24 protein-coding genes and 2 tRNA genes are annotated in these 22,289 nt (G+C 62.0%); 16 read left to right on the top strand and 10 right to left on the bottom strand.

The window, feature by feature from the left end; translation table 11 throughout:
- Positions 1-8: 8 nt before the first annotated feature.
- Together choW and choV are read left to right on the top strand one after the other, a co-directional pair.
- A complete protein-coding gene (gene choW, locus D886_RS0112615; protein ID WP_172960399.1) occupies positions 9-857 on the top strand; it encodes a choline ABC transporter permease subunit in 849 nt (282 codons plus the stop codon).
- Positions 854-2,032 (top strand): choline ABC transporter ATP-binding protein, encoded by a 1,179-nt coding sequence (gene choV, locus D886_RS0112610; protein ID WP_027594275.1) that lies wholly within the window; start codon positions 854-856, stop codon positions 2,030-2,032. The genes choW and choV overlap by 4 nt, the downstream gene beginning before the upstream one ends.
- A 120-nt stretch (positions 2,033-2,152) precedes the next feature.
- Here choV and hisF read toward each other — a convergent pair whose 3' ends face one another.
- From hisF to D886_RS0112580, 6 genes are all read right to left on the bottom strand, one after another.
- Positions 2,153-2,923, bottom strand: a complete 771-nt coding sequence (gene hisF / locus D886_RS0112605) for an imidazole glycerol phosphate synthase subunit HisF (protein ID WP_027594274.1) — start codon at positions 2,921-2,923, stop codon at positions 2,153-2,155.
- Positions 2,924-2,933: 10 nt separating this feature from the next.
- Positions 2,934-3,671 carry a 1-(5-phosphoribosyl)-5-[(5-phosphoribosylamino)methylideneamino]imidazole-4-carboxamide isomerase gene (gene hisA, locus D886_RS0112600; RefSeq protein ID WP_027594273.1) on the bottom strand — a complete coding sequence of 246 codons (738 nt, stop codon included), beginning with the start codon at positions 3,669-3,671 and terminating at the stop codon, positions 2,934-2,936.
- A 27-nt stretch (positions 3,672-3,698) separates the two neighbouring features.
- On the bottom strand, positions 3,699-3,959 hold the full coding sequence (locus tag D886_RS0112595; protein ID WP_027594272.1) for a DUF2164 domain-containing protein: 261 nt from the start codon (positions 3,957-3,959) through the stop codon (positions 3,699-3,701).
- Positions 3,960-4,598 carry an imidazole glycerol phosphate synthase subunit HisH gene (gene hisH, locus D886_RS0112590; RefSeq protein WP_027594271.1) on the bottom strand — a complete coding sequence of 213 codons (639 nt, stop codon included), beginning with the start codon at positions 4,596-4,598 and terminating at the stop codon, positions 3,960-3,962.
- Positions 4,599-5,192, bottom strand: a complete 594-nt coding sequence (hisB, locus tag D886_RS0112585; RefSeq protein ID WP_027594270.1) for an imidazoleglycerol-phosphate dehydratase HisB — start codon at positions 5,190-5,192, stop codon at positions 4,599-4,601.
- A gap of 241 nt (positions 5,193-5,433) precedes the next feature.
- Complete coding sequence (locus D886_RS0112580) at positions 5,434-7,095, bottom strand: OFA family MFS transporter (protein ID WP_027594269.1); 1,662 nt, start codon at positions 7,093-7,095, stop codon at positions 5,434-5,436.
- Between the two features lie 429 nt (positions 7,096-7,524).
- Here D886_RS0112580 and D886_RS0112575 point away from each other — a divergent pair, with 429 nt between their 5' ends.
- From D886_RS0112575 to D886_RS0112560, 4 genes are all read left to right on the top strand, one after another.
- Positions 7,525-9,774: an AsmA family protein gene (locus tag D886_RS0112575; protein WP_027594268.1), complete on the top strand. Its 2,250-nt coding sequence runs from the start codon at positions 7,525-7,527 to the stop codon at positions 9,772-9,774.
- On the top strand, positions 9,771-10,838 hold the full coding sequence (mutY, locus tag D886_RS0112570) for an A/G-specific adenine glycosylase (protein WP_027594267.1): 1,068 nt from the start codon (positions 9,771-9,773) through the stop codon (positions 10,836-10,838). The genes D886_RS0112575 and mutY overlap by 4 nt, the downstream gene beginning before the upstream one ends.
- Entirely contained in the window at positions 10,835-11,107 is a 273-nt protein-coding gene (locus tag D886_RS0112565; protein ID WP_027594266.1) for an oxidative damage protection protein, read from the top strand. The genes mutY and D886_RS0112565 overlap by 4 nt, the downstream gene beginning before the upstream one ends.
- A 90-nt stretch (positions 11,108-11,197) precedes the next feature.
- Positions 11,198-11,273 (top strand) — tRNA-Phe (locus tag D886_RS0112560).
- A 161-nt stretch (positions 11,274-11,434) separates the two neighbouring features.
- On the opposite strand, the gene D886_RS0112555 is transcribed toward D886_RS0112560, so the two are convergent.
- Positions 11,435-11,641 (bottom strand): hypothetical protein, encoded by a 207-nt coding sequence (locus tag D886_RS0112555; RefSeq protein ID WP_027594265.1) that lies wholly within the window; start codon positions 11,639-11,641, stop codon positions 11,435-11,437.
- Between the two features lie 351 nt (positions 11,642-11,992).
- Here D886_RS0112555 and ppk2 point away from each other — a divergent pair, with 351 nt between their 5' ends.
- A complete protein-coding gene (gene ppk2, locus D886_RS0112550) occupies positions 11,993-12,844 on the top strand; it encodes a polyphosphate kinase 2 (protein WP_225876717.1) in 852 nt (283 codons plus the stop codon).
- Positions 12,845-12,853: 9 nt separating this feature from the next.
- Here ppk2 and D886_RS0112545 read toward each other — a convergent pair whose 3' ends face one another.
- Positions 12,854-13,387 carry a hypothetical protein gene (locus D886_RS0112545; protein ID WP_027594263.1) on the bottom strand — a complete coding sequence of 178 codons (534 nt, stop codon included), beginning with the start codon at positions 13,385-13,387 and terminating at the stop codon, positions 12,854-12,856.
- A 129-nt stretch (positions 13,388-13,516) separates the two neighbouring features.
- Between D886_RS0112545 and D886_RS0112540 the strand changes: the two genes are divergently transcribed.
- The gene (locus D886_RS0112540) at positions 13,517-13,960 is read left to right on the top strand and encodes a hypothetical protein (RefSeq protein ID WP_027594262.1); all 444 of its coding nucleotides are present in this window, start codon (positions 13,517-13,519) and stop codon (positions 13,958-13,960) included.
- A 206-nt stretch (positions 13,961-14,166) separates the two neighbouring features.
- Here the strand turns inward: D886_RS0112540 and gabP are convergent, their stop codons facing one another.
- Positions 14,167-15,552 carry a GABA permease gene (gene gabP / locus D886_RS0112535; protein ID WP_027594261.1) on the bottom strand — a complete coding sequence of 462 codons (1,386 nt, stop codon included), beginning with the start codon at positions 15,550-15,552 and terminating at the stop codon, positions 14,167-14,169.
- 617 nt (positions 15,553-16,169) lie between these two features.
- Here gabP and D886_RS0112525 point away from each other — a divergent pair.
- From D886_RS0112525 to D886_RS0112505, 5 genes are all read left to right on the top strand, one after another.
- Complete coding sequence (locus D886_RS0112525; protein WP_027594260.1) at positions 16,170-16,943, top strand: ABC transporter ATP-binding protein; 774 nt, start codon at positions 16,170-16,172, stop codon at positions 16,941-16,943.
- Between the two features lie 13 nt (positions 16,944-16,956).
- Positions 16,957-17,718 (top strand): ABC transporter substrate-binding protein, encoded by a 762-nt coding sequence (locus D886_RS0112520; RefSeq protein WP_027594259.1) that lies wholly within the window; start codon positions 16,957-16,959, stop codon positions 17,716-17,718.
- 55 nt (positions 17,719-17,773) lie between these two features.
- A complete protein-coding gene (locus D886_RS0112515; protein WP_027594258.1) occupies positions 17,774-18,469 on the top strand; it encodes an ABC transporter permease in 696 nt (231 codons plus the stop codon).
- Positions 18,466-19,155 carry an ABC transporter permease gene (locus D886_RS0112510; protein ID WP_027594257.1) on the top strand — a complete coding sequence of 230 codons (690 nt, stop codon included), beginning with the start codon at positions 18,466-18,468 and terminating at the stop codon, positions 19,153-19,155. Before D886_RS0112515 ends, D886_RS0112510 begins: the two co-directional genes overlap by 4 nt.
- Before the next feature lie 133 nt (positions 19,156-19,288).
- Positions 19,289-20,500, top strand: a complete 1,212-nt coding sequence (locus D886_RS0112505) for a methyltransferase (RefSeq protein WP_033694194.1) — start codon at positions 19,289-19,291, stop codon at positions 20,498-20,500.
- 236 nt (positions 20,501-20,736) lie between these two features.
- Here the strand turns inward: D886_RS0112505 and D886_RS0112500 are convergent, their stop codons facing one another.
- Positions 20,737-21,030, bottom strand: a complete 294-nt coding sequence (locus tag D886_RS0112500) for a DUF3077 domain-containing protein (protein WP_033694190.1) — start codon at positions 21,028-21,030, stop codon at positions 20,737-20,739.
- A 449-nt stretch (positions 21,031-21,479) separates the two neighbouring features.
- Here D886_RS0112500 and D886_RS0112495 point away from each other — a divergent pair, with 449 nt between their 5' ends.
- The 3 genes from D886_RS0112495 to D886_RS27785 form a co-directional block, all read left to right on the top strand.
- Positions 21,480-21,728, top strand: coding sequence for a hypothetical protein (locus tag D886_RS0112495; protein ID WP_027594254.1), 249 nt, complete (start codon positions 21,480-21,482; stop codon positions 21,726-21,728).
- Positions 21,729-21,826: 98 nt separating this feature from the next.
- Positions 21,827-21,902 (top strand) — tRNA-Thr (locus tag D886_RS0112490).
- Between the two features lie 112 nt (positions 21,903-22,014).
- Positions 22,015-22,289 (top strand): helix-turn-helix domain-containing protein (locus D886_RS27785; RefSeq protein WP_155951419.1); only part of this gene is annotated, 275 nt, incomplete at its 3' end.

Below are 22,289 nucleotides of genomic sequence, written 5' to 3'. Positions count from 1 at the left end.
AGCTCGCTATCATGCTTATCGATCAGAAAATACCCCTGGGGCAGTACATCGCGTCGTTCGTCGAATGGCTGACCCAGAACGGCGCGAATTATTTCGACGCCATCGCGCAAGGCCTGGAGTTCATGATCCATGGCGTCACCAGTACCCTGACCTGGTTCAACCCGTTCGTCCTCATCGCCCTGTTCGCCGCCCTGGCGCACGTTATTCAGCGCAAGTGGGGGCTGACGGCGTTCGTTGCGCTGTCGTTCCTGCTTATCTTCAACCTGGGTTACTGGCAGGAAACCATGGAAACCCTGGCGCAGGTGACCTTCGCCACCGTGGTCTGCGTGGCCATTGGCGTGCCGCTGGGCATCGTCGCCGCGCATAAACCGATGTTCTATACCGCCATGCGCCCGGTACTCGACCTGATGCAGACGGTACCCACCTTCGTTTACCTGATCCCGACCCTGACCCTGTTCGGCCTGGGCGTGGTTCCGGGGCTGATCTCGACGGTGGTGTTCGCCATCGCCGCGCCGATCCGCCTCACCTACCTGGGCATTTGCGATGTGCCACAAGAGCTGCTCGACGCCGGCAAGGCCTTTGGCTGCTCGCGCCGTCAGCTGCTGACCCGCATCGAACTGCCCCACGCGATGCCGAGCATCGCGGCCGGTGTCACCCAATGCATCATGCTGTCGCTGTCGATGGTAGTCATCGCGGCCCTGGTGGGCGCCGACGGCCTGGGCAAACCTGTGGTCAACGCACTGAACACCGCCGATATCTCCCTGGGCTTCGAAGCGGGCCTGGCGATCGTGCTGCTGGCGATCATGCTCGACCGTATCTGCAAGCAACCGGAAGTCACGGTAAGGGGTGAAGCATGAGCATCATTCGGTTCGAAGACGTCGACGTCATCTTCTCCAACAAACCGCGCGAGGCGCTGTCGCTGCTCGACCAGGGCAAAACCCGCGAGCAAATCCTCAAGCAGACCGGCCTGGTGGTGGGTGTCGAAAAAGCCAACCTGGATATCGAGAAAGGCGAAATTTGCGTGCTCATGGGCCTGTCCGGCTCGGGCAAGTCGAGCCTGCTGCGCTGCATCAACGGCCTGAACACGGTCAGCCGCGGCAAGCTGTTCGTCGAGCATGAAGGCAAGCACATCGACATCGCCCACTGCACCCCGGCCGAGCTGAAGATGATGCGCACCAAGCGCATCGCCATGGTGTTCCAGAAGTTCGCCCTGATGCCCTGGCTGACGGTGCGCGAGAACATCAGCTTTGGCCTGGAAATGCAGGGCCGCCCAGAGAAAGAGCGGCGCAAGCTGGTGGACGAGAAGCTTGAACTGGTTGGCCTGACCCAGTGGCGCAACAAGAAGCCCGACGAGCTGTCCGGGGGTATGCAGCAGCGGGTGGGCCTGGCCCGGGCGCTGGCGATGGATGCCGACATTCTGCTGATGGACGAACCGTTCTCGGCACTCGACCCGCTGATCCGCCAGGGCCTGCAGGACGAACTGCTGGAGCTGCAGCGCAAGCTGAGCAAGACCATCGTGTTCGTCAGCCACGACTTGGACGAAGCGTTGAAGCTGGGCAGCCGCATTGCAATCATGAAGGACGGCCGGATCATCCAGTACAGCAAGCCCGAAGAGATCGTACTGAACCCGGCGGACGACTATGTGCGCACCTTCGTTGCCCACACCAACCCGCTGAACGTGCTGTGCGGCCGCAGCCTGATGCGCAGCCTGGACAACTGCAAACGGGTCAATGGGTCGGTGTGCCTGGACCCGGGTATCGACTCATGGCTGGACATTGGCGAAGGCGGCTCGCTCAAGCGCGCACGCCAAGGCCAGAACGGCCTGGATATGCAGAATTGGGCGCCAGGGCAGAATGTAGAGTTGCTGGAGCGCAGGCCGACGGTGGTGCACGCCGATATCGGTATGCGTGAGGCGCTGCAGATTCGTTATCAGACGGGCAACAAGCTGGTGCTGCAGGATAACGACAAGGTGGTGGGGATTCTTGGGGATACCGAGCTTTACCACGCGTTGTTGGGCAAGAATCACGGGTGATGCCATTGGGGCCGCGTTGCGGCCCATTCGCAGCGCAAGGCTGCCCCTACAGGGGGGCGCGTATTCTTGTAGGAGCAGCCTTGTGCTGCGAATGGAGGGCAATGCCCTCCCAGCAATGGCTCAGCGAACGACGATCCCGCGCGAAGCCATGTAGGCCTTGGCTTCCGGAACGGTGTACTCGCCAAAGTGGAAGATACTGGCCGCCAACACCGCGCTGGCATGCCCTTCCAGAATCCCGTCCGCCAGGTGCTGCAGGTTACCCACCCCACCCGACGCAATCACCGGAATCCCCAGCGCATCGCTGATGGCCCGGGTAACGCCCAGGTCAAAGCCGTTCTTCATGCCGTCCTGGTCCATGCTGGTCAGCAGGATCTCACCGGCACCCAGGCCTTCCATCTTCTTCGCCCACTCCACCGCATCCAACCCGGTCGGCTTGCGCCCGCCATGGGTGAAAATCTCCCAGCGCGGCGTTTCACCCGGCGCGGAGACCTTCTTGGCATCGATGGCAACGACGATGCACTGCGAACCGAAACGGTCCGCCGCCTCGCCCACGAACTCCGGGTTGAACACCGCAGCCGTGTTGATCGAGACCTTGTCGGCACCGGCATTGAGCAGGTTGCGGATGTCCTGCACGGTGCGCACGCCACCGCCCACAGTCAGCGGGATGAACACTTGGCTGGCCATGCGCTCGACGGTATGCAGCGTGGTGTCGCGGCCATCGACGCTGGCGGTGATGTCGAGGAAGGTGATTTCGTCGGCACCCTGCTCGTTGTAGCGACGGGCAATTTCTACCGGGTCGCCGGCATCACGGATGTTCTCGAACTTGACGCCCTTGACCACCCGGCCGTTATCCACGTCCAGGCAAGGGATGATGCGCTTGGCCAGTGCCATGGTTCAGTCCTCAGCCTTGGTAGTTGTCGCAGAAGGCCTGGGCCTCGGCGACATCGAGGGTGCCTTCGTAAATGGCACGGCCAGTGATGGCGCCGATGATGCCAGGGGCCTTGGCGTCCAGCAGGGCCTTGATGTCGCCCAGGTTATGAATGCCACCCGATGCGATCACCGGAATGCGCGTGGCTTCGGCCAGGGCTTTGGTGAAGGGCACGTTGCAGCCCTGCATCATGCCGTCTTTGGCGATGTCGGTGTAGACGATCGCCGAGACGCCATCGGCCTCGAAACGCTTGGCCAGGTCGATGACCTGAACAGTGCTGACTTCAGCCCAGCCGTCGGTGGCGACGAAACCGTCCTTGGCGTCCAGGCCAACGATGACCTTGCCCGGGAAGGCCTTGCAGGCCTCGGCGACGAACGCTGGCTGCTTAACCGCCTTGGTGCCGATGATGACGTAGCTGACGCCCGCCTTGACGTAGTGCTCGATGGTTTCCAGCGAGCGAATGCCGCCGCCGATCTGGATCGGCAGGGTCGGGTAACGCTTGGCGATGGCGGTAACCACTTCGCCGTTGACCGGCTGGCCTTCGAAGGCGCCGTTGAGGTCGACCAGGTGCAGGCGGCGGCAGCCACCCTCGACCCATTTGGCGGCCATGCTCACCGGGTCATCGGAAAATACCGTGGAGTCTTCCATGCGGCCCTGGCGCAGGCGCACGCAGGCACCGTCCTTCAGATCGATAGCGGGGATAATCAGCATCTTGGGAACCTGTCTATTTGTTGGGTTTCAGGGCTTCTCGAGTGCCCACAGGTCGCTCTCGATGCTCTCGAACCGCTCCTTGAGGTGCAGCTGAACATCGGCAATCGCCCTGTTGTAGTAATGGGGTGCAATCTCTTTGCTGAACAGGTCGAGGACCTCGGCCACTTCAAACGACCCCAACTGCAGCTCGAAACGGTCTTCGAGAAAACGCTTGAGCGTATCGAGCGCTTCGCGCTCCTGCTCGGGGGCCAGGGTAATGATCGGGGCCTTGGTCTTCGATCGGCTCATTTACCAGCGCCCGTCCCAGGCGACGAAGTTCTGCAGCAACTGCAGGCCATGGGTGTGGCTCTTCTCTGGGTGGAACTGCACGGCAAAGCGCGAGCCGTCGGCCAGCGCGGCGGCGAAGTCGACGCCATAGTGGCCGCGACCGACCACCTGGCTCGGCTTGCCGGCATTGATGTAGTAGCTGTGCACGAAATAGAAACGTGCGCGGTCAGGGATGTCGTGCCACAGCGGATGGTGGTTGGCCTGGCTGACTTCGTTCCAGCCCATGTGCGGCACCTTCAGGTGCTCGCCATCCTCTTGCAGGCCCTTGCCGAAAAACTTCACCTGCCCTGGGAACAGGCCGATGCAGTCGACGCCGTTGTTCTCTTCACTGTGTTCGAGCAGCGCTTGCATGCCGACACAGATGCCGAGGAACGGGCGGTCCTGGCTGACTTCACGCACCAGGCTGTCGAAGCCCAGGCGACGGATTTCGGCCATGCAGTCGCGAATCGCGCCCACGCCTGGGAACACCACGCGGTCAGCCTCGCGGATCACCGCGGCGTCGCTGGTGACCAGTACCTTGCCGGCGCCGACATGCTCGAGCGCCTTGGCCACCGAGTGCAGGTTGCCCATGCCATAGTCGATTACGGCTACCGTCTGCATTTACAGGCATCCCTTGGTGGAAGGCATCTGCCCAGCCATGCGCTCGTCCAAGGTAATGGCCATGCGCAGCGCGCGGCCGAACGCCTTGAACACGGTTTCGATCTGGTGGTGGGTGTTGTGGCCACGCAGGTTGTCGATGTGCAGGCTCACCAGGGCGTGGTTGACGAAGCCCTGGAAAAACTCCTGGAACAGGTCGACATCGAAGCCACCGACCGTGGCGCGGGTGTACGGCACGTGCATCTGCAGGCCTGGGCGACCAGAGAAGTCGATGACCACGCGCGACAGCGCTTCGTCCAGCGGCACATAGGCATGGCCGTAGCGGAAGATGCCTTTTTTATCGCCGATCGCCTGGGCGAATGCCTGGCCCAGGGTGATACCGACGTCTTCGACGGTATGGTGATCGTCGATGTGCAGGTCACCCTTGCACTCGATGTCCAGATCGATCAGCCCATGTCGGGCGATCTGGTCGAGCATGTGTTCAAGGAAAGGCACACCGATATCAAATCGGGCCTTGCCGCTGCCATCTAGGTTGATCGAGCACTTGACCTGGGTTTCCAGGGTATTGCGCTCGACGGAAGCCTTACGTTCGACCATCACCAGCTCCGCAAAATCATTGGGCGAAAAGGGCTCCATTATAGGCCCAGAACGCGCCAGCTTGAAACGCGGATGACATATGGCAAAGCAAGCAATCACGGGGGGTAGATGCCGTTACAGGTCTATACAAGCTGTGAATCTGGGGCTGCGTTGCAGCCCTTTCGCCGGCTCTTGCACCCAACCACGCCCTTGTAGGAGCGGCCTTGCGCCGCGAAAGGGGCGCACAGCGCCCCCCCTACCTTCAATGGAACAGTACAGCCGTCTTCTGCAGCGTAATCCACACCCCCCAAGCCAGCGGCACAACCACCGCAGCCCAGGCGATCAGCACCAACGGCAAGCTGCCCGGTGCGGCATGCCACTCCAGCGAACGTGCGCCATCGGCACCCTTGTCATGGCTCAGCGCACGCTCGGCGGCCAGTTGCTGGTCGCTCATGAAGTGCTTGTCGGCCACCGGGCGAATCAGCATGTTGCAGATAAAGCCCAGCACCAGCAGGCCCGCAAGGATATACAGGGTCATGTCATACGCCGCCGCGCGCTCAACGCCCGCCGCCAGCTGCGACTCGCGCAGGTAGGTGATCAGCACCGGCCCCAGCACGCCCGCCGCCGCCCAGGCCGTCAGCAGGCGCCCATGAATCGCACCGACCATCTGCGTGCCGAACAGGTCGGCCAGGTACGCCGGCACCGTGGCAAAGCCACCACCGTACATCGACAGGATGATGCAGAACGCCGCCACGAACAGCGCCACGTTGCCCAGGTGGCCCATGTTCGGCACCAGGCTGTAGAGGCCCACGCCCAAGGCGAAGAAGGCAAAGTAGGTGTTCTTGCGGCCAATGTAGTCAGAGAACGACGCCCAGAAGAAGCGCCCGCCAATGTTGAACAGGCTCAGCAAGCCAGTGAAGCCCGCTGCGATGGCGGCAATTTGCGCCAGCTGGGTGGCGTTCAGTTCGCTGAAGCTCAGCTCGTTGCCCAGCAACTTGCCGGCAAACACTTCCTGCAACAGCGGCGACGCCATGCCCAGAATACCGATGCCGGCAGAGACGTTCAGGCACAGCACCAGCCACACCAGGGCGAACTGTGGGGTTTTCCAGGCCACGCTGACGTGCACATGGCGGTCGGTGACCATGCCATTGCCGGCCTTTTTCGCCGGGGCGGTCCAGCCCTCAGGCTTCCAGCCGGTCGGTGGCACGCGGTAACCCAGGGCGCCGGCGGTCATGAACACGAAGTAGATCGCCGCCATCACCACGAAGCTTTGCCATACCCCAACGTCTTCTGCGCTGCCAAAGTGGCCCATCAGCGCGGTCGCCAGGGGGGCGCCGACCATCGCGCCACCGCCAAACCCCATGATCGCCATGCCGGTGGCCATGCCGCGTTTGTCCGGGAACCACTTGATCAGCGTCGAGACCGGCGAAATATAGCCCAGACCCAGGCCAATGCCCCCGATCACACCAGAGCCCAGCCACATCAGCCACAGCTGATGGGTCTTCACCCCAATCGCCGAGATCAGCATGCCGCCGCACCAGCACAGCGCCGACACCAGCCCGGCCTTGCGCGGCCCGGCGTGTTCCAGCCAGCCGCCAAGCACCGCGGCCGAGCAGCCGAGGAACACGAAGAACAAGGTGTAGATCCAGCTCAGCATCGAAATCGGCCAGTCGCACTCGGCGCTGAACAAGCGGGCGATGAACCCCATGTCCGCCGAGCAGGCCACCGGCGCGGTGATGCCGATGGCTTGCGACAAGGGCAGCCAGAACACCGAGAAGCCGTAGGCCATGCCGATACACAGGTGGATAGCCAAGGCGGCCGGTGGCACCAGCCAACGGTTGAAGCCCGGACGGGCGATGATGCGCTCCTTCGACAGGAAGCTCGGCGCACCGGCCAAGGTGCCCGCCGTGACGTTACTGCTCATGGGTTTGATCCTTTTTGTATGGCCTTTACTGGGCGACGCACCGCGACAATGGGTCGCGGGCACACCGAAAGCGGCGCAAGGTTACCAGCACCCGGTGGGATGAAAGCAATCTGATATCGTGGATTTTTCTGTAGCTGAAACGGTATTTCGAGTTCACCCCATTCTTGTAGGAGCAGCCTTGTGCTGCGAAGAGGCCGGCAAAAATCAGCTTGATTCTGGGTTGTTCGCTCTGCCGTCTTCGCAGCACAAGGCTGCTCCTACAATGGCTGCATGCGCCGTTGGAACTGTAGATATGAGAACTGTCGAAAGCCGCAACATCTGATCCATTCGTAGGGAAATGCCCTGTATCTCTTGCCGGATACGCAGGGATAAGCACTGCGGCGCTATACTCTGCCGCTGAAATTCAAATCGGACTACAAGGACTCGCCCATGAAAGCGTTCGGCAAAATCCTGGGACTGGGGCTTCTCGGGTTGCTGCTGATCATCGTGGCGCTGGGCTTCGCCCTGACCCACCTCTTTGATCCCAACGACTATAAAGACGAGATTCGCCAGCTGGCGCGCGACAAGGCTCATGTCGAGCTGACCCTCAACGGTGACATCGGCTGGAGCCTGTTCCCGTGGTTGGGCCTGGAGCTGCATGACGCGAGCATCGCGACCTTGAGCAAACCCAGCGAGCCGTTCGCCGACCTGAAAATGCTCGGCCTGTCGGTACGCGTGCTGCCGCTGCTGCGCCGCGAAGTGCAGATGAGCGATGTGCGCGTCGAAGGCCTGAACCTGACCCTGGCCCGCGACGAAAATGGCCATGGCAACTGGGAAGACATCGGCAAGCCATTGCCCGCCCCTAACGGCGCCCCAACCGATACACCGGCCCAGGCACCTGCCGAACAGGCCCCGGCGCAAGCCGACAGCGGCAGCGAGCGTGCGGTCAAACTCGACATCGACAGCCTGACCGTGAACAACGCCCGCGTGCAGTACACCGATGCCAAAAACGGCCAAAGCTACAGCGCCGAAAGCATCCAACTGAGCACCGGCCCGGTCCACGAAGGCGCGAACATTGCGCTTAAGGCGAGTGCCTTCCTCAGCGCCACCCAACCGAGCATCAAGGCCCGCACCGAGCTTGCCGGCGAAATGCGCTTTGACCGCAAGCTCAAGCGCTACAACTTCGAAGACATGCGCCTGTCGGGCGAAACCTCGGGCGAGCCGTTTGCCGGCAAGACCGTGACCTTCGCCGCACAAGGCCAACTGCTGGTCGACCTGGCAGCCAATGTCGCTTCGTGGAACGGCCTGAAAATCTCGGCCAACCAGCTGCGTGCACTGGGTGAACTCAACCTGCGCGACCTGGACAAGGCACCGCAACTCAGCGGCGGCCTGTCGATCGCCCAGTTCGACCTGCGCACCTTCCTCGACGGCATCGGCCGCCCGCTGCCCGCCACAAACGACCCTGCCGCGTTCACCAAGCTGGAGCTGGTCACGCGCCTGCAAGGCACGTCGAACAGCCTGGCCCTGGCAGACCTGGCCGTGAAGCTGGACGACAGCACCTTCACCGGCCGCGTGGCTGTCGAAGATTTCGCCAAACAGGCCCTGCGCCTGCAACTGAAGGCCGACACCTTCGACGCCGACCGCTACCTGCCCGCCAAGAGCGAACAAGCCAAAGGCGCGACGGCCGCCCGCCAAGCCGAGGTCAAGCAACAGGAGGCCAGCGCCGTGGCCGGTGCCAGCAGCTCCCCGCTGCCCAACGCCCCGACCCAGGTCGCCTGGAGCGACGACAAGCTGCTGCCGGTGGACCGCCTGCGCGCCCTCGACCTGCAGGCCGACCTGACGTTCGGCGCACTGACCCTGGACAAACTGCCCATTCAGGATGCCCAGCTCAAGGCCACCGGCCAAGGCGGCCTGGTGACCCTGCAGACCCTGCGCGGCGGCCTCTACAACGGCAGCTTCGAGGCCAAGGGCACCGTCGATGTGCGCCCCGCCGTGCCGCAGCTTGGCGTCAATACCAAGATCAACCGGGTACCGGTGGAGCACTTCATCAAGGCCGAGGGCAAAGAGCAAACGCCACCGGTCAAGGGCCTGTTGACCCTGACCAGCGACCTGACCGCGACCGGCAACAGCCAGAAGGCATTGGTCGACACCCTCAATGGCAGCGCCAACTTCACCATCAACGATGGCGTGCTGGTCAATGCCAACCTTGAACAGCAACTGTGCCAGGCCATCGCCACCCTGAACCGTAAAACGCTCAGCGGCGAACCGCGCGGCAAGGACACGCCCTTCGAGGAACTGCGTGGCAGCCTGGTGGTGCGCAATGGCGTGGCCAGCAACCCAGACCTCAAGGCCCGCATCCCAGGCCTGACCGTCAACGGCCACGGCGACCTCGACCTGCGCGTGTTGGGCATGGACTACAACGTCGGCGTGGTCGTCGAAGGCGACCAACGCGCCATGCCGGACCCGGCCTGCCAGGTCAACGAGCGCTATGTCGGCGTTGAAGTGCCGCTGCGCTGCCGCGGCCCGCTGGAGCTTGGCGCCAAGGCCTGCCGCCTGGACCAGGACGGCCTAGGCAAGGTCGCCGCGAAACTGGCCGGCAACCGCCTGAAAGACAAGATTGATGAAAAACTCGACGAAAAACTCGGAGACAAAGTGAGCCCTGAACTCAAAGACGCGCTCAAGGGGCTGTTCAAACGATGAGCCCCGAGCAGTTCTCCAGCGCCGTGCTGGACTGGTATGACGCGCACGGCCGACACGACCTGCCCTGGCAACAGGGCATCAACCCGTACCGGGTGTGGGTGTCGGAAATCATGTTGCAGCAGACCCAGGTCAGCACCGTGCTCAACTACTTCGACCGCTTCATGCAGGCCCTGCCCACCGTGCAGGCCCTGGCCGAAGCGCCGGAGGACGAAGTGCTGCACCTGTGGACGGGCCTGGGCTATTACACCCGCGCGCGCAACCTGCAGAAGGCCGCGAAAATCGTCGTCGAGCAGCATGGCGGCGAGTTTCCGCGTAGCGTCGAGCAACTGACCGAACTGCCTGGCATCGGCCGCTCCACCGCCGGTGCCATCGCCAGCATCAGCATGGGCATCCGCGCGCCCATCCTGGACGGCAACGTCAAGCGCGTGCTGGCCCGCTTTACCGCCCAGGCCGGCTACCCCGGCGAGCCCAAGGTGGCTAACCAGCTGTGGGCCAGCGCAGAGCGCTACACCCCGCAAACCCGCGCCAACCACTACACCCAGGCGATGATGGACATGGGCGCCACGCTGTGTACCCGCAGCAAGCCCAGCTGCCTAATCTGCCCGCTGCAACGCGGCTGCGAAGCGCACCTGCACGGCGAAGAAACCCGCTACCCCGAGCCCAAGCCACGCAAGGCGCTGCCGCAACGCCGGACGCTGATGCCACTGCTGGCCAACCACGAAGGCGCGATCCTGCTGTACCGCCGACCGTCCAGCGGCCTGTGGGGTGGTTTGTGGAGCCTGCCGGAGCTTGAGAACATCGAGCAGCTCGACGACCTCGCCTACCAGCATGGCCTGCGCCTGGCAGAGAGCCGCGCACTAGACGGCCTGACCCACACCTTCAGCCACTTCCAGCTGGCGATCGAGCCCTGGTTGGTGAAGGTCGACCCGGTCGGCCAGCACGTGGCCGAGCCCGACTGGCTCTGGTATAACCTCGCCACCCCGCCGCGCCTGGGCCTCGCTGCCCCGGTCAAGAAGTTGCTCAAACGCGCGGCCGACGAACTGATTGCAGGAGATGCCCGATGACCCGCACCGTGATGTGCCGCAAGTACAAAGAAGAACTCCCAGGCCTGGAGCGCCCGCCCTACCCAGGTGCCAAGGGCCAGGACATCTTCGATCACATCTCGCAGAAGGCCTGGGCCGACTGGCAGAAGCACCAGACCATGCTGATCAACGAAAAGCGCCTGAACATGATGAATGCCGAGGACCGCAAATTCCTCCAGGCCGAGATGGACAAGTTTTTCGCTGGCGAAGAATACGCCCAGGCCGAAGGCTACGTTCCGCCTGCTGAATGACCCCAAAAAACGTAAGCGACGGAATTAATTTAAAATTTTTTCAAAAAGTCGTTGACGGACGGTCTGGAAATCTATTTAATTCACCTCGTCGCCCAGATAGCTCAGTCGGTAGAGCAGAGGATTGAAAATCCTCGTGTCGGCGGTTCGACTCCGTCTCTGGGCACCACCTTCAGCTTCTGGTGGTTGCAAAGTTACCCGAAGCGACAACAAGAAACCCGCCTAGTGCGGGTTTTTTGTTGCCTGCGATTTTTGCAGTGGCCATCTGTAACCCCGCCAAATAAAAAGCCCTCTGAGCAATGCACAGAGGGCCTCGTCACAAATCAGCCATTACGCCTGGCTATCGAATTCCTCGGGGGTCATCTGCCCCCGATAGGAAATGCTCAGCAGCGCCCTGGCGTCATCAACGGATGCGACCGCCTTTGCCAACGCCGCCTCGGTGATCTTGTACTCGTCCAGGGCCAGGGTAAGCCAATCGTTGTAACCGGTGCCGTCGTTGCTGACACAGCTCAACACCAGGTGAAAGTAATGCTTCATGGGAACGTCTCCTGTTAGCCCCACCTAAGCGTGGGCAGATCAGGCTATTGCGCCCGCCCTTTGAGTATCAGGTGGAAACCACCCACCTGAGGCTGGGGCCGAGCCCACCTGTCCGGGTAAATTGACCCGCATCAATAAGCGCCAGGCCTGTCGCCCCTAGCATGGGAAAAGCACATCAGAACCGACAGGACCTCCATGAGCGACGACGCCACCCTGCTACTCACATCCACCTCGAACGCCACGCCGAACGCCACGTCAACCAGCCCCAACCGCCGCGCACGCCCGCGCAAACCCGCCATCAAAGCAGTCGCCGACCCCGTCATCACCCAGGTCAGCCAGCAACCGGCAGCCATGGAAGTGGCCAGGGCGCCCAAGGGCAGTAACGAAGACAGCACCCGCGCACGCCTACCGGCCAGCTACCCGTACCGCACCCGCATGCACCGCCAGGAATACGAAAAGGCCAAGCACGCGCTGCAGATCGAACTGCTTAAAGTGCAGAGCTGGGCGAAGGAAACCGGCCAGCGCGTGGTGATCCTGTTCGAAGGGCGCGACGCGGCGGGCAAAGGGGGCACCATCAAGCGCTTCATGGAGCACTTGAACCCGCGTGGCGCGCGGATTGTGGCGCTGGAAAAGCCTTCCGAGCAGGAGAAGGGCCAGTGGTACTTCCAGCGTTATATCCAGCACCTGCCCACGGCGGGCGAAATGGTCTTCTTCGACCGCTCCTGGTACAACCGCGCCGGGGTCGAGAAGGTGATGGATTTCTGCAGCCCGCTGCAGTACCTGGAGTTCATGCGCCAGGCACCCGACCTTGAACGCATGCTGTGCAACAGCGGCATCCTGCTGTTCAAGTATTGGTTCTCGGTAAACCGCGAAGAGCAGTTACGGCGCTTCATCTCACGCCGCGACGACCCGCTCAAGCACTGGAAGCTGTCGCCCATCGACATCAAGTCGCTGGACAAATGGGACGACTACACCGCCGCCAAAGAAGCGATGTTCTTCCATACCGACACTGCCGATGCACCCTGGACGGTGATCAAGTCCGATGACAAGAAGCGCGCGCGCATCAACTGCATCCGGCACTTCCTGCACTCGCTGGATTACCCAGGCAAGGACCTGGCCGTAGCGCACGCCCCAGACCCGCTGCTGGTGGGGCGCGCATCACGCGACTTCGAAGAGGATGAGGCGCCTACCGCCGCCCACTGACAGCGGCAATCAGAAGTTGGCCATGGCGCTACAGTATTCAGCCTTGGTGGTCTGTACGGGTTGCTCCACCCCCAGCTGCCGCAGCTTGACGCCGCAGGCGCTGTAGCCGCGCACCACCACTTCGTAATCGGCGCCTTTCTGCGGCACGAAGTAGAACATGCCCAAACAGTTGGTCACGCTGTTGTAGCTGCTCCGGCCACCATCGAGAAAGTGCAAGGTGAACGGCTTGCCGGCCGGCACCAGCACTTCGCTGACCGCATCACCCTGCATGACCGGGGCGCTGGCGGGCATGCCCAGGGTTTCGCCATTGCGGTCGGCAAATCCCTCCTTCGGCACGGCGATTACCCCGGCGCCGGGGCTGTACCAGTCAACGCAATCCTTGCCCGGCACAGCGCGCACCATGCCGTCGGCAATCACCCGCAAGCGTGCGGTATCGCCTGAAGTCGGTGAGCCATAAGGCGTGTTGAACGATTTGACCGCGGCAATATTGCCGCAGCCGGCCAGCGCCACTGCCAGCAGGCAAAGCGAGATCGGTGTTTTCATCCCTGAATTCCTCATGAGTAGATGCCGGACATCCGGCCGCTTGCCTGAGACCCTCGCATGTCGCTTGGGTTTCGCGGGCAAGTGCGATTCAATACGCGCACTTTTTCAGGCACACCCAAGGATTCACCCATGGCCACCACGACCAAGCAACAGAAACGCGCCAAGCGCGCCGCCAGCAAGGCCAAGCAAAACCGCATGGTGCGCAGTGGCCAGGCGGTCAAGGCCAGCGCCGGCGACAGCGCCAGCATCGAGCAAGTGTTCAACAAGGCCATGGAGTCGGACAGCTACAAGGAGTTGTTCGACAAGATGAAGGCGGCACAGGAAACCAGCTTGGTCGCGATGATCTCGGTGTTCCTGGTCGACCCGCTGCTGGCCCTGGTGCTCAAGGGGCACAAGGAAGAGCACGCCACCGACTACATCGTGCTGGTGTTCAATGCCTACCGCACCTGGCTGGATGGCGCCGACGAAGACACCACCATGGCCTGGCTGGAAAGCGACGAGTTCCAGGAGGCTTACATCGCCGCCTCGGAAGTTGTGGCCAAGCAGCAACAGCAGCAGAAGCAGTTCGGCTAAAGAAGCCAGCACCGACCCCTGGGTAGGAGCAGCCTTGTGCTGCGAAGAGGCCGGTGAATGCACCGCAACTATTGGCTGCTTTCACCGGCCTCTTCGCAGCACAAGGCTGCTCCTACAGCGGGACGCAGAATTCGCTAGCGGGCCGTAACATGCACAAAGGCCGCGCCCTACACAGGGCGCGGCCTTTTCATTCAAAGCAGCGCAGATCAGTTATCCAGCGCCACCCGCCCAGCCGCTTCGCGCTTGCGATGCACCAGCAGCCCGGCCGCCACCACACCAATGCTCAGCAAGGCAGTGGCGATGATCTCGGCGCGGTGATCTTCACGCAGCCCCATCACCACCAGCACAGCAACGATGAAGGCGATGGTCGCCCAGGTCAGGCCCGGGAACAGCCACATCTTGAAGTCGATCTTCTCGCCACGCGCTTCACGCTGGCTGCGCATGCGCAGTTGCGACACCGCGATCACCAAGTACACCAGCAGCGCAATGGCGCCGGAGCTGGCCAGCAAGAACTCGAACACCTGGGCCGGCGCCACATAGTTGGCGAACACGCACAGGAACGCTGCCGCAGTCGACATCAACACCGCCACATGCGGCGTACCTGCCTTGGTGGTGCGTTGCGACATGGCAGGGGCATCGCCACGCTTGCCCAGGGAGAACAGCATGCGCGAGGAGGTGTACAGCGCCGAGTTCAGGCAGCTGGTGACGGCGACCAGCACGACGATGTCGACGATCAGCTTGGCATTCGGCACACCGATGCGGCTCAGCACAGTCTGGTAAGAGCCCAGTTCAGCCAGGGCCGGATCGTTCCACGGCACCAGCGCCACAACCAGGAAGATCGACACCAGGTAGAACAAGCAGATACGCCAGATCACCGAATTGGTCGCGCGGCTGATCTGCTTGCCCGGGTCTTTGGACTCGGCAGCGGCGATGGTGACGATTTCGGTACCCATGAACGAGAACATGGTGGTCAGCATGGCTGCCAGCACCGCGCCCAGGCCATTGGGCATGAAGCCTTGGGTGTCGAACAGGTGGCTGACACCGCTTACCTGGCTGCCAGGCGCCAGGCCGAACATGGCCACGCAACCCACGACGATGAAGCCAATGATCGCCAGGACCTTGAGCAAGGCGAACCAGAACTCGAATTCGCCGTAGTTCTTCACACTGCACAGGTTGGTCAGGGTCAGCACCAGCGTGATGATCAAGGAGAAGGCCCACAGATCAACAGCGGGGAACCAGGCATGCAGAATGGCCGCGGCCGCGTTGGCCTCCAGCGGAATCACCAGCACCCAGAACCACCAGTACAGCCAGCCAATGGTGAAGCCGGCCCAGCGCCCAATGGCGCGGTCGGCATAGGTAGAGAAAGAACCGGTGTCAGGTGAAGCAATGGCCATTTCGCCAAGCATGCGCATGACCAGTACGACCAAGGTACCGGCGGCGGCGTAGGCCAGCAGTACGGCCGGGCCAGCGGCGGCGATGGCGTGGCCGGAGCCAACGAACAGACCGGCGCCAATCACGCCAGCGATGGACAGCATGGTGACATGCCGCGATTTGAGCCCCTGAGCGAGGTCATTGGAATTGTTACCGCTCATAAAACTACCTTTGTAAGGAGTGGACCACTCCGACTACGGGAACGAAGCGCGCCTGGGGTTAGTTAAGCGTCGCTGCAATCGGCGGTTTCCTACTGGCAATAAGTGAGCCATCAGCTGAATGCATTCGTCAGAAAAATCTGGCAACCGTAAAGGGCGCGGCTTGCAGGGCTTTCGGCCATGCGTTGACCGAAAGGCCGCCAAATCGCCGTGCAAGGTCCGGATTACTGAAATACCCACTTACAAATGCACCAAAGGTGCTCCCAGGTAACACCTATGCACCGCTGCAATGCAGAAAAGTACAACCGGCAGGTACAACCCTGCCTGGCAAGCGTCAGCAATGGCCTAGAGGGGGATTACCCGCGAATGGTCCAAAACCGCTTCCAAGCGCGGGCCAAAGCTGGCACCATCGCGCCTTTTTTCATCAAGGCTCTGGTGTTGGGCTAGACCTTCGCGGTCATCCTCGCGACGTTGCACTGCAGCGATGCGACAATCTGCCCCGACAGCGACCCGAGCCCCTAGCGACCCTGTTGGCCGCCATAATGCCGCTATGCTAGCTTGGCGCACGCCAGGAAGGCCGCCAACAGCTGGGAACGCACCCGAACACATGAGGACCGCACATGGCTCAGGCCACGCCCGCGCTGGAAATCCGCAATCTGCACAAACGCTACGGCGAGCAGGAAATTCTCAAGGGCATTTCGCTGACCGCACGCGACGGTGACGTGATCTCCATCCTGGGGTCGTCCGGTTCCGGCAAGTCCACCTTGCTGCGCTGCATCAACCTGCTCGAAAACCCGCACCAGGGCGAAATCCTGGTGGCCGGTGAATCGCTCAAACTCAAGGCCGCCAAAAACGGCGACCTGATCGCTGCCGACAACCGCCAGATCAACCGCCTGCGCAGCGAGATCGGCTTTGTCTTCCAGAACTTCAACCTGTGGCCGCACATGTCGATCCTCGACAACATCATCGAGGCACCGCGCCGCGTGCTCGGCCAAAGCAAGGCCGAAGCCATCGAAGCCGCAGAAGCCTTGCTGAACAAGGTCGGCATTTTCGACAAGCGCCACAGCTACCCCGCGCAACTTTCCGGTGGCCAGCAACAACGTGCCGCCATTGCCCGTACCCTGGCCATGAAACCCAAGGTCATCCTGTTCGACGAGCCAACTTCGGCGCTCGATCCGGAAATGGTCCAGGAAGTGCTAAACGTTATCCGCGCATTGGCCGAAGAAGGCCGTACCATGCTGCTGGTCACGCACGAGATGAACTTTGCCCGCCATGTGTCCAGTGAAGTCGTCTTCCTGCACCAGGGCCTGGTTGAAGAGCAAGGATCGCCGCAGCAGGTCTTCGAGAACCCGACCTCGGCGCGTTGCAAGCAATTCATGTCCAGCCACCGCTAACGGAGCAACACGAATGCAGACCTATAAGAAATTCCTCCTGGCCGCTGCCGCCACCCTGGTGTTCTCGGCAAATGCCATGGCAGCCGAAAAACTCAAAATGGGCATCGAGGCGGCCTACCCGCCGTTCAACAACAAGGATGCCAGCGGCCAAGTGGTCGGCTTTGACAAAGACATCGGCGACGCCCTGTGCGCCAAGATGAAAGTCGAATGCGAAGTGGTCACCTCTGACTGGGACGGCATCATCCCGGCGTTGAACGCCAAGAAGTTCGACTTTCTGATCTCGTCGCTGTCGATCACCGATGAGCGCAAGCAGGCCGTCGACTTCACCGACCCGTACTACTCGAACAAGCAGCAGTTCATCGCCCCGAAAAACGTCGACTTCAAAACCGACCTCGCCTCGCTCAAAGGCAAGACCATCGGTACCCAGCGCGCCACCCAGGCAGCCACCTGGCTGGATGACAACGGCGGCATGGACGGCGAGTTCAAGGTCAACCTGTACGATGGCCAGGAAAACGCCTACCTGGACCTGACCTCCGGCCGCCTCGACGCCATCCTCGCTGACAAGTACGCCAACTACGACTGGCTGAAGTCCGCTGCCGGCAAAAACTTCGAGTTCAAAGGCGAACCGGTAAACGACAGCGACAAGGTCGGCATTGCCGTACGCAAAGGCGACAATGAGCTGCGCAACAAGCTCAATGCCGCACTCAAGGAAATTGTCGCCGACGGCACCTACAAAAAGATCAACGACAAGTACTTCCCGTTCAGCATCTATTGATTCGCCCCGACCGGCACGCCCTTGAGGCGTGCTGGTCCCTAGAACGACCCTACCCATGACTATCGACCTGCACGGATTCGGTCCGGCCCTTGCGGCTGGCACCTTGATGACCGTAAAACTGGCGCTCTGCGCCTTGCTGCTGGGGCTGATCCTGGGCCTGCTCGGTGCCCTCGCCAAAACGTCCCCGGTCAAGCCACTGCAATGGCTTGGCGGCTTCTACTCGACCTTGGTTCGCGGCGTGCCCGAACTGCTTTGGGTCCTGCTTATTTATTTCGGCACCGTCGGCATGATGAACAGCCTCGGCGAGGCGCTCAACATGCCCGGCCTTGAGCTCAGTGCCTTCGCCGCCGGCGTCATCGCCCTCGGCCTGTGCTTCGGCGCCTACGCCACCGAAGTGTTCCGTGGCGCCATCCTGGCAATCCCCAAGGGCCACCGCGAAGCCGGCCTGGCATTGGGCCTGTCCAAGGCGCGCATTCTGTCGCGGATCATCCTGCCGCAGATGTGGCGCATCGCCCTGCCTGGCCTGGGCAACCTGTTCATGATCCTGATGAAAGACACCGCGCTGGTGTCGGTCATCGGCCTGGAAGAAATCATGCGCCACGCGCAGATCGGCGTGACCATGACCAAAGAGCCGTTCACCTTCTACATGGTCGCGGCCTGCATCTACCTGGGCTTGACCGTCATCGCCATGACCGGCATGCACTTCATGGAAAAACGCGCCGCTCGCGGCTTTGCGAGGGCTGAATCATGAATTGGGAAGTCATCATCAAATGGCTGCCACGCCTGGCGCAGGGCGCGACCCTGACCCTGGAGCTGGTGGCCATCGCGGTGGTTGCCGGGCTGATCCTGGCCATCCCGCTGGGCATCGCCCGCTCGTCCCGCCACTGGTACGTGCGCGCCCTGCCGTTCAGCTACATCTTCTTCTTCCGCGGTACCCCGCTGCTGGTGCAGCTGTTCCTGGTCTATTACGGCCTGGCCCAGTTCGACGCCGTGCGCAACAGTTCGTTGTGGCCTTACCTGCGCGATCCGTTCTGGTGCACCGTGCTGACCATGACCCTGCACACTGCCGCCTACATCGCCGAGATCCTGCGCGGCGCGTTGCAGTCGATCCCCAAAGGTGAGATCGAAGCAGCACGGGCGTTGGGCATGTCGCGGGGCAAGACCCTGTTCTACATCATGCTGCCGCGCGCCGCCCGGATCGGCCTGCCGGCCTACAGCAACGAAGTGATCCTGATGCTCAAGGCCAGCGCCCTGGCCAGTACCGTCACCCTGCTGGAACTGACCGGCATGGCGCGTACCATCATCGCCCGCACCTACCTGCCGGTGGAGATCTTCTTTGCTGCCGGGTTGTTCTACCTGCTGATCTCGTTTGTGCTGGTGCAAGGCTTCAAACTGCTGGAGCGCTGGTTGCGGGTAGACGCCTGCCAAGGGCGCTAAACCTTACTGGCCTCTTCGCGGGCAAGCCCGCTCCCACAGGAATGCCACCGGGCGCAAACCTTGCGCCCCACCTGTAGGAGCGGGCTTGCCCGCGAAGGGCTGCAAAGCAGCCCCAACCCTGCCGACCACAACCATGACCCCACCCCCCATCCTCCACAGCCACCCGCTAAGCGACCGCTTCCAGGCACTCGACCAGTTCCTGACCGAGCACCAGCACCTGTGGAAACCCAGGCCATTCACCACCCTGCGCCTGGAATGGGAAGCCAAACACCCAGCGCTCGCCGCCCACCTGCGCCAATCCCCCCTGGCCGATGTCGACGCCGAGCCCGACCCAACCACCCTGCCCGCGCCCTTCCCACAACTGGCCCGGCAAGCCCACCACCTCAGCGCCCTGGATACACTCCCCGACGCCGGCCTGCCGCCCGCCGCCCACCGCCTCGACGTCGGCGTACCCGGCCGCAAGTGGCAGCAGATCGAAGCCTTTACCCGCCGTCTGGCCTTCAACGAGCAACCCCAGCACTGGCTGGACTGGTGCTCCGGCAAAGGCCACCTCGGCCGCCGCCTGCTGCAGCCCGGCCAGCAACTGACCTGCCTGGAATACGACGCCGAGCTCGTCGCCGCCGGCCAAGCCCTGAGTGACCACCACCACCTGCCCGCGCGCCATGTGCATCAAGACGTAATGGCCGCCGACAGCGCCCGCCACCTCGACAGCGACAAAACCGTGGTCGCCCTGCACGCCTGCGGCGACCTGCACGTACGCCTGCTGCGCCTTGCCAGCCAGCAAGGCTGCCGCCAAGTCGCGGTGGCCCCCTGCTGCTACAACCGCATCGAAGCGCAGCACTACCAGCCGTTATCCACAGCCGCCCACGCCTCCAACCTACAGCTTTCGCTGGACGACCTCGGCCTGCCATTGAGTGAAACCGTCACCGCCGGCGCCCGCGTGCGCCGCCAGCGCGACACCTCGATGGCGCGTCGCCTGGGCTTCGACCTGCTGCAACGCCAACAGCGCCAGTGTGATGATTACCTGCCCACCCCGTCGCTGCCGGTGGCCTGGCTGGACAAGCCCTTCGAGGCGTATTGCCGCGACCTGGCCGCACTCAAGCAACTCCCGCTAAGCGGCACGCCAGACTGGGCTGCCCTTGAGGCGGCCGGCTGGCAGCGCTTGGCCGAAGTCCGCAACCTCGAACGGGTGCGCAACCTGTTCCGCCGCCCCCTGGAACTGTGGCTGGTACTCGACCGCGCCCTGTTCATGGAAGAACAAGGCTATGCCGTGCGCCTTGGCTTGTTCTGCGACTATCCACTCACGCCACGCAACCTGCTCATCCTCGCGGAACGCGACCGTTAGCCGCAGCACAACCTGTGGATAAGTCTGTGCACAAGCTTTTGATGAATGGTTGGATCCAAGCGCTATTTCAAGCGTTTGGCTTATTCCTGCAGGCAGTTCAAGGCCCGCAAAAACAGGCATTTGCGCAAAGACCAGCGGCGTATGGGTTCGGCATGCCTTTCGCGCAAGTTGGCAATGCTACTTGTGCATAAACTTTTGTTGTGCTTTCTGCAGGGGCCACAAAGCGGCCCGATGCGTCAACGGTTTTTGTTCTTGGCCAGCTCGATATCGTTCATCAACGCCTTGGCCAGCGCCGCCAGGTAATCGGCTGCGCCCAACTGCTTATGGTCGTCTTCCATATCGCCCTCCCTGAGCAGGTGCTTGATATAGCCGAGCAGGATCGACACCTGCTCGTAGGCGTCGTCGATGGGGATGCCGGGTTGTACGCGCAGCAGGTTAACCGGTGGGTTGCCGACTTCGAGGAAGGTTTCCAGGCCTGCGGTGGTGATCTCAATGTGGGGCTGGGGTGGATCGGGGACGATCTTGATCATGGCGTAAGTCCTTATTCAATTAAGGTACTGCCACTGAATCTTTCTCACGGATTTAGGTGGCAGCCGTACGCGGGGTGAGAAACCGAGTGAATAAGGAAGCCCGGCCAGACCGAAGCCTGCCCGCGTACAGCCACCATTACGAGGTAGCACTCATTCATAATCGGGTTCTCACACCCGGTCGCCGAAACGACCCGAAAACGGTATCCGTGAGGCACTTCCCCGACAACAGCGATACTTCGGCAGCCCGCGTAGGATAGGTCCGAAGCAGGCCAACCCCGAAGCATTTGGTTTCAGCTTCAGAAATGCCTTACAGGTCACGCACCGCCTCCCCTTCCAGGGTGTATTATCCGCCCCCCAAATCATTAAAAAGACACGTCGCACGCTGACCGCCAGCCCTGCGACCTTCTGGCGTTGCGCCAGAGCCGACAATGGAACAACGGACCCTTATCGTGACCCAAGCCAAGCCCCTTGCCCTGTTGACCCTCGCCATGGCCCTGACCGCGTGTGCCGGCGGCACCCCAAGCCAACCTTCCAGCAATTTGGGCTGGGACACCCCCGCCATGCAACTGGGCGGCGACCGAGGCCTCCCCCTGCGCGCCGACACCCCGTGCCGAAAGCGCGGCTGCGACAACGACAAGCTGTTTTTCAACCCCGGCAAAACCGAGCCAAACGTCAACACGATCCACCGCGGCTGGTAGGAAAAATCTCCTTTTAAGCCGGTGACTTAGCTCATTTGCAAACAATCGCAAGGAAGTGGTTTACAGGCGCCAAACGATCGTTATAATGACGCCCCATTGCCGGTATAGCTCAGATGGTAGAGCAACTGACTTGTAATCAGTAGGTCCCGGGTTCGATTCCTGGTGCCGGCACCACCTCTCAAAGCCCCGTAATACGGGGCTTTTGCGTTTCTAGTCTGGTGTTTCAGAAGTACCGCTGAAAATCTGAGCTAGGCTCTGTAGAAGCTCACTATCCAAGGGCATCGACATGGGTCGACCAGCAACCGTCATTATCCTTTCCGAAACTGAAAAGTCAGAGCTGCTACGCCGCATCAAGCTCCGTAAAGGCGCTCAGGACGCTCGATTGCGCGCGGAGATAATCCTCGCCTGTGCCGCAGGCGAGTCAGGAAATGACATCGCTCAGCGCTTGGGTACCAGTAAGGATGTGGTGTCACGATGGCGACAGCGTTTCTCTAAGTTGGGGCTGTTGGGGTTGAACGATGAACCGCGCTCTGGCCGACCACGCACCATTTCCGATGAGCA

The organism is Pseudomonas sp. LAIL14HWK12:I7, assembly GCF_000483465.1.
GTDB classification, from domain to species: Bacteria; Pseudomonadota; Gammaproteobacteria; order Pseudomonadales; family Pseudomonadaceae; genus Aquipseudomonas; species Aquipseudomonas kermanshahensis.
The sequence above is the reverse complement of the archived record's forward strand: the minus strand, read 5'-3'. Positions and strand labels throughout refer to the sequence as shown.

What these genes read in the sequence shown, in the direction of transcription:
- choV (WP_027594275.1), top strand. Translation starts at nt 854, where the DNA reads ATGAGCATCATTCGGTTCGAAGACGTCGACGTCATCTTCTCCAACAAA.
- hisF (WP_027594274.1), bottom strand. Translation starts at nt 2,923, where the DNA reads ATGGCACTGGCCAAGCGCATCATCCCTTGCCTGGACGTGGATAACGGC.
- hisA (WP_027594273.1), bottom strand. Translation starts at nt 3,671, where the DNA reads ATGCTGATTATCCCCGCTATCGATCTGAAGGACGGTGCCTGCGTGCGC.
- D886_RS0112595 (WP_027594272.1), bottom strand. Translation starts at nt 3,959, where the DNA reads ATGAGCCGATCGAAGACCAAGGCCCCGATCATTACCCTGGCCCCCGAG.
- hisH (WP_027594271.1), bottom strand. Translation starts at nt 4,598, where the DNA reads ATGCAGACGGTAGCCGTAATCGACTATGGCATGGGCAACCTGCACTCG.
- hisB (WP_027594270.1), bottom strand. Translation starts at nt 5,192, where the DNA reads ATGGTCGAACGTAAGGCTTCCGTCGAGCGCAATACCCTGGAAACCCAG.
- D886_RS0112580 (WP_027594269.1), bottom strand. Translation starts at nt 7,095, where the DNA reads ATGAGCAGTAACGTCACGGCGGGCACCTTGGCCGGTGCGCCGAGCTTC.
- D886_RS0112575 (WP_027594268.1), top strand. Translation starts at nt 7,525, where the DNA reads ATGAAAGCGTTCGGCAAAATCCTGGGACTGGGGCTTCTCGGGTTGCTG.
- mutY (WP_027594267.1), top strand. Translation starts at nt 9,771, where the DNA reads ATGAGCCCCGAGCAGTTCTCCAGCGCCGTGCTGGACTGGTATGACGCG.
- D886_RS0112565 (WP_027594266.1), top strand. Translation starts at nt 10,835, where the DNA reads ATGACCCGCACCGTGATGTGCCGCAAGTACAAAGAAGAACTCCCAGGC.
- D886_RS0112555 (WP_027594265.1), bottom strand. Translation starts at nt 11,641, where the DNA reads ATGAAGCATTACTTTCACCTGGTGTTGAGCTGTGTCAGCAACGACGGC.
- ppk2 (WP_225876717.1), top strand. Translation starts at nt 11,993, where the DNA reads ATGGAAGTGGCCAGGGCGCCCAAGGGCAGTAACGAAGACAGCACCCGC.
- D886_RS0112545 (WP_027594263.1), bottom strand. Translation starts at nt 13,387, where the DNA reads ATGAAAACACCGATCTCGCTTTGCCTGCTGGCAGTGGCGCTGGCCGGC.
- D886_RS0112540 (WP_027594262.1), top strand. Translation starts at nt 13,517, where the DNA reads ATGGCCACCACGACCAAGCAACAGAAACGCGCCAAGCGCGCCGCCAGC.
- gabP (WP_027594261.1), bottom strand. Translation starts at nt 15,552, where the DNA reads ATGAGCGGTAACAATTCCAATGACCTCGCTCAGGGGCTCAAATCGCGG.
- D886_RS0112525 (WP_027594260.1), top strand. Translation starts at nt 16,170, where the DNA reads ATGGCTCAGGCCACGCCCGCGCTGGAAATCCGCAATCTGCACAAACGC.
- D886_RS0112520 (WP_027594259.1), top strand. Translation starts at nt 16,957, where the DNA reads ATGCAGACCTATAAGAAATTCCTCCTGGCCGCTGCCGCCACCCTGGTG.
- D886_RS0112515 (WP_027594258.1), top strand. Translation starts at nt 17,774, where the DNA reads ATGACTATCGACCTGCACGGATTCGGTCCGGCCCTTGCGGCTGGCACC.
- D886_RS0112510 (WP_027594257.1), top strand. Translation starts at nt 18,466, where the DNA reads ATGAATTGGGAAGTCATCATCAAATGGCTGCCACGCCTGGCGCAGGGC.
- D886_RS0112505 (WP_033694194.1), top strand. Translation starts at nt 19,289, where the DNA reads ATGACCCCACCCCCCATCCTCCACAGCCACCCGCTAAGCGACCGCTTC.
- D886_RS0112500 (WP_033694190.1), bottom strand. Translation starts at nt 21,030, where the DNA reads ATGATCAAGATCGTCCCCGATCCACCCCAGCCCCACATTGAGATCACC.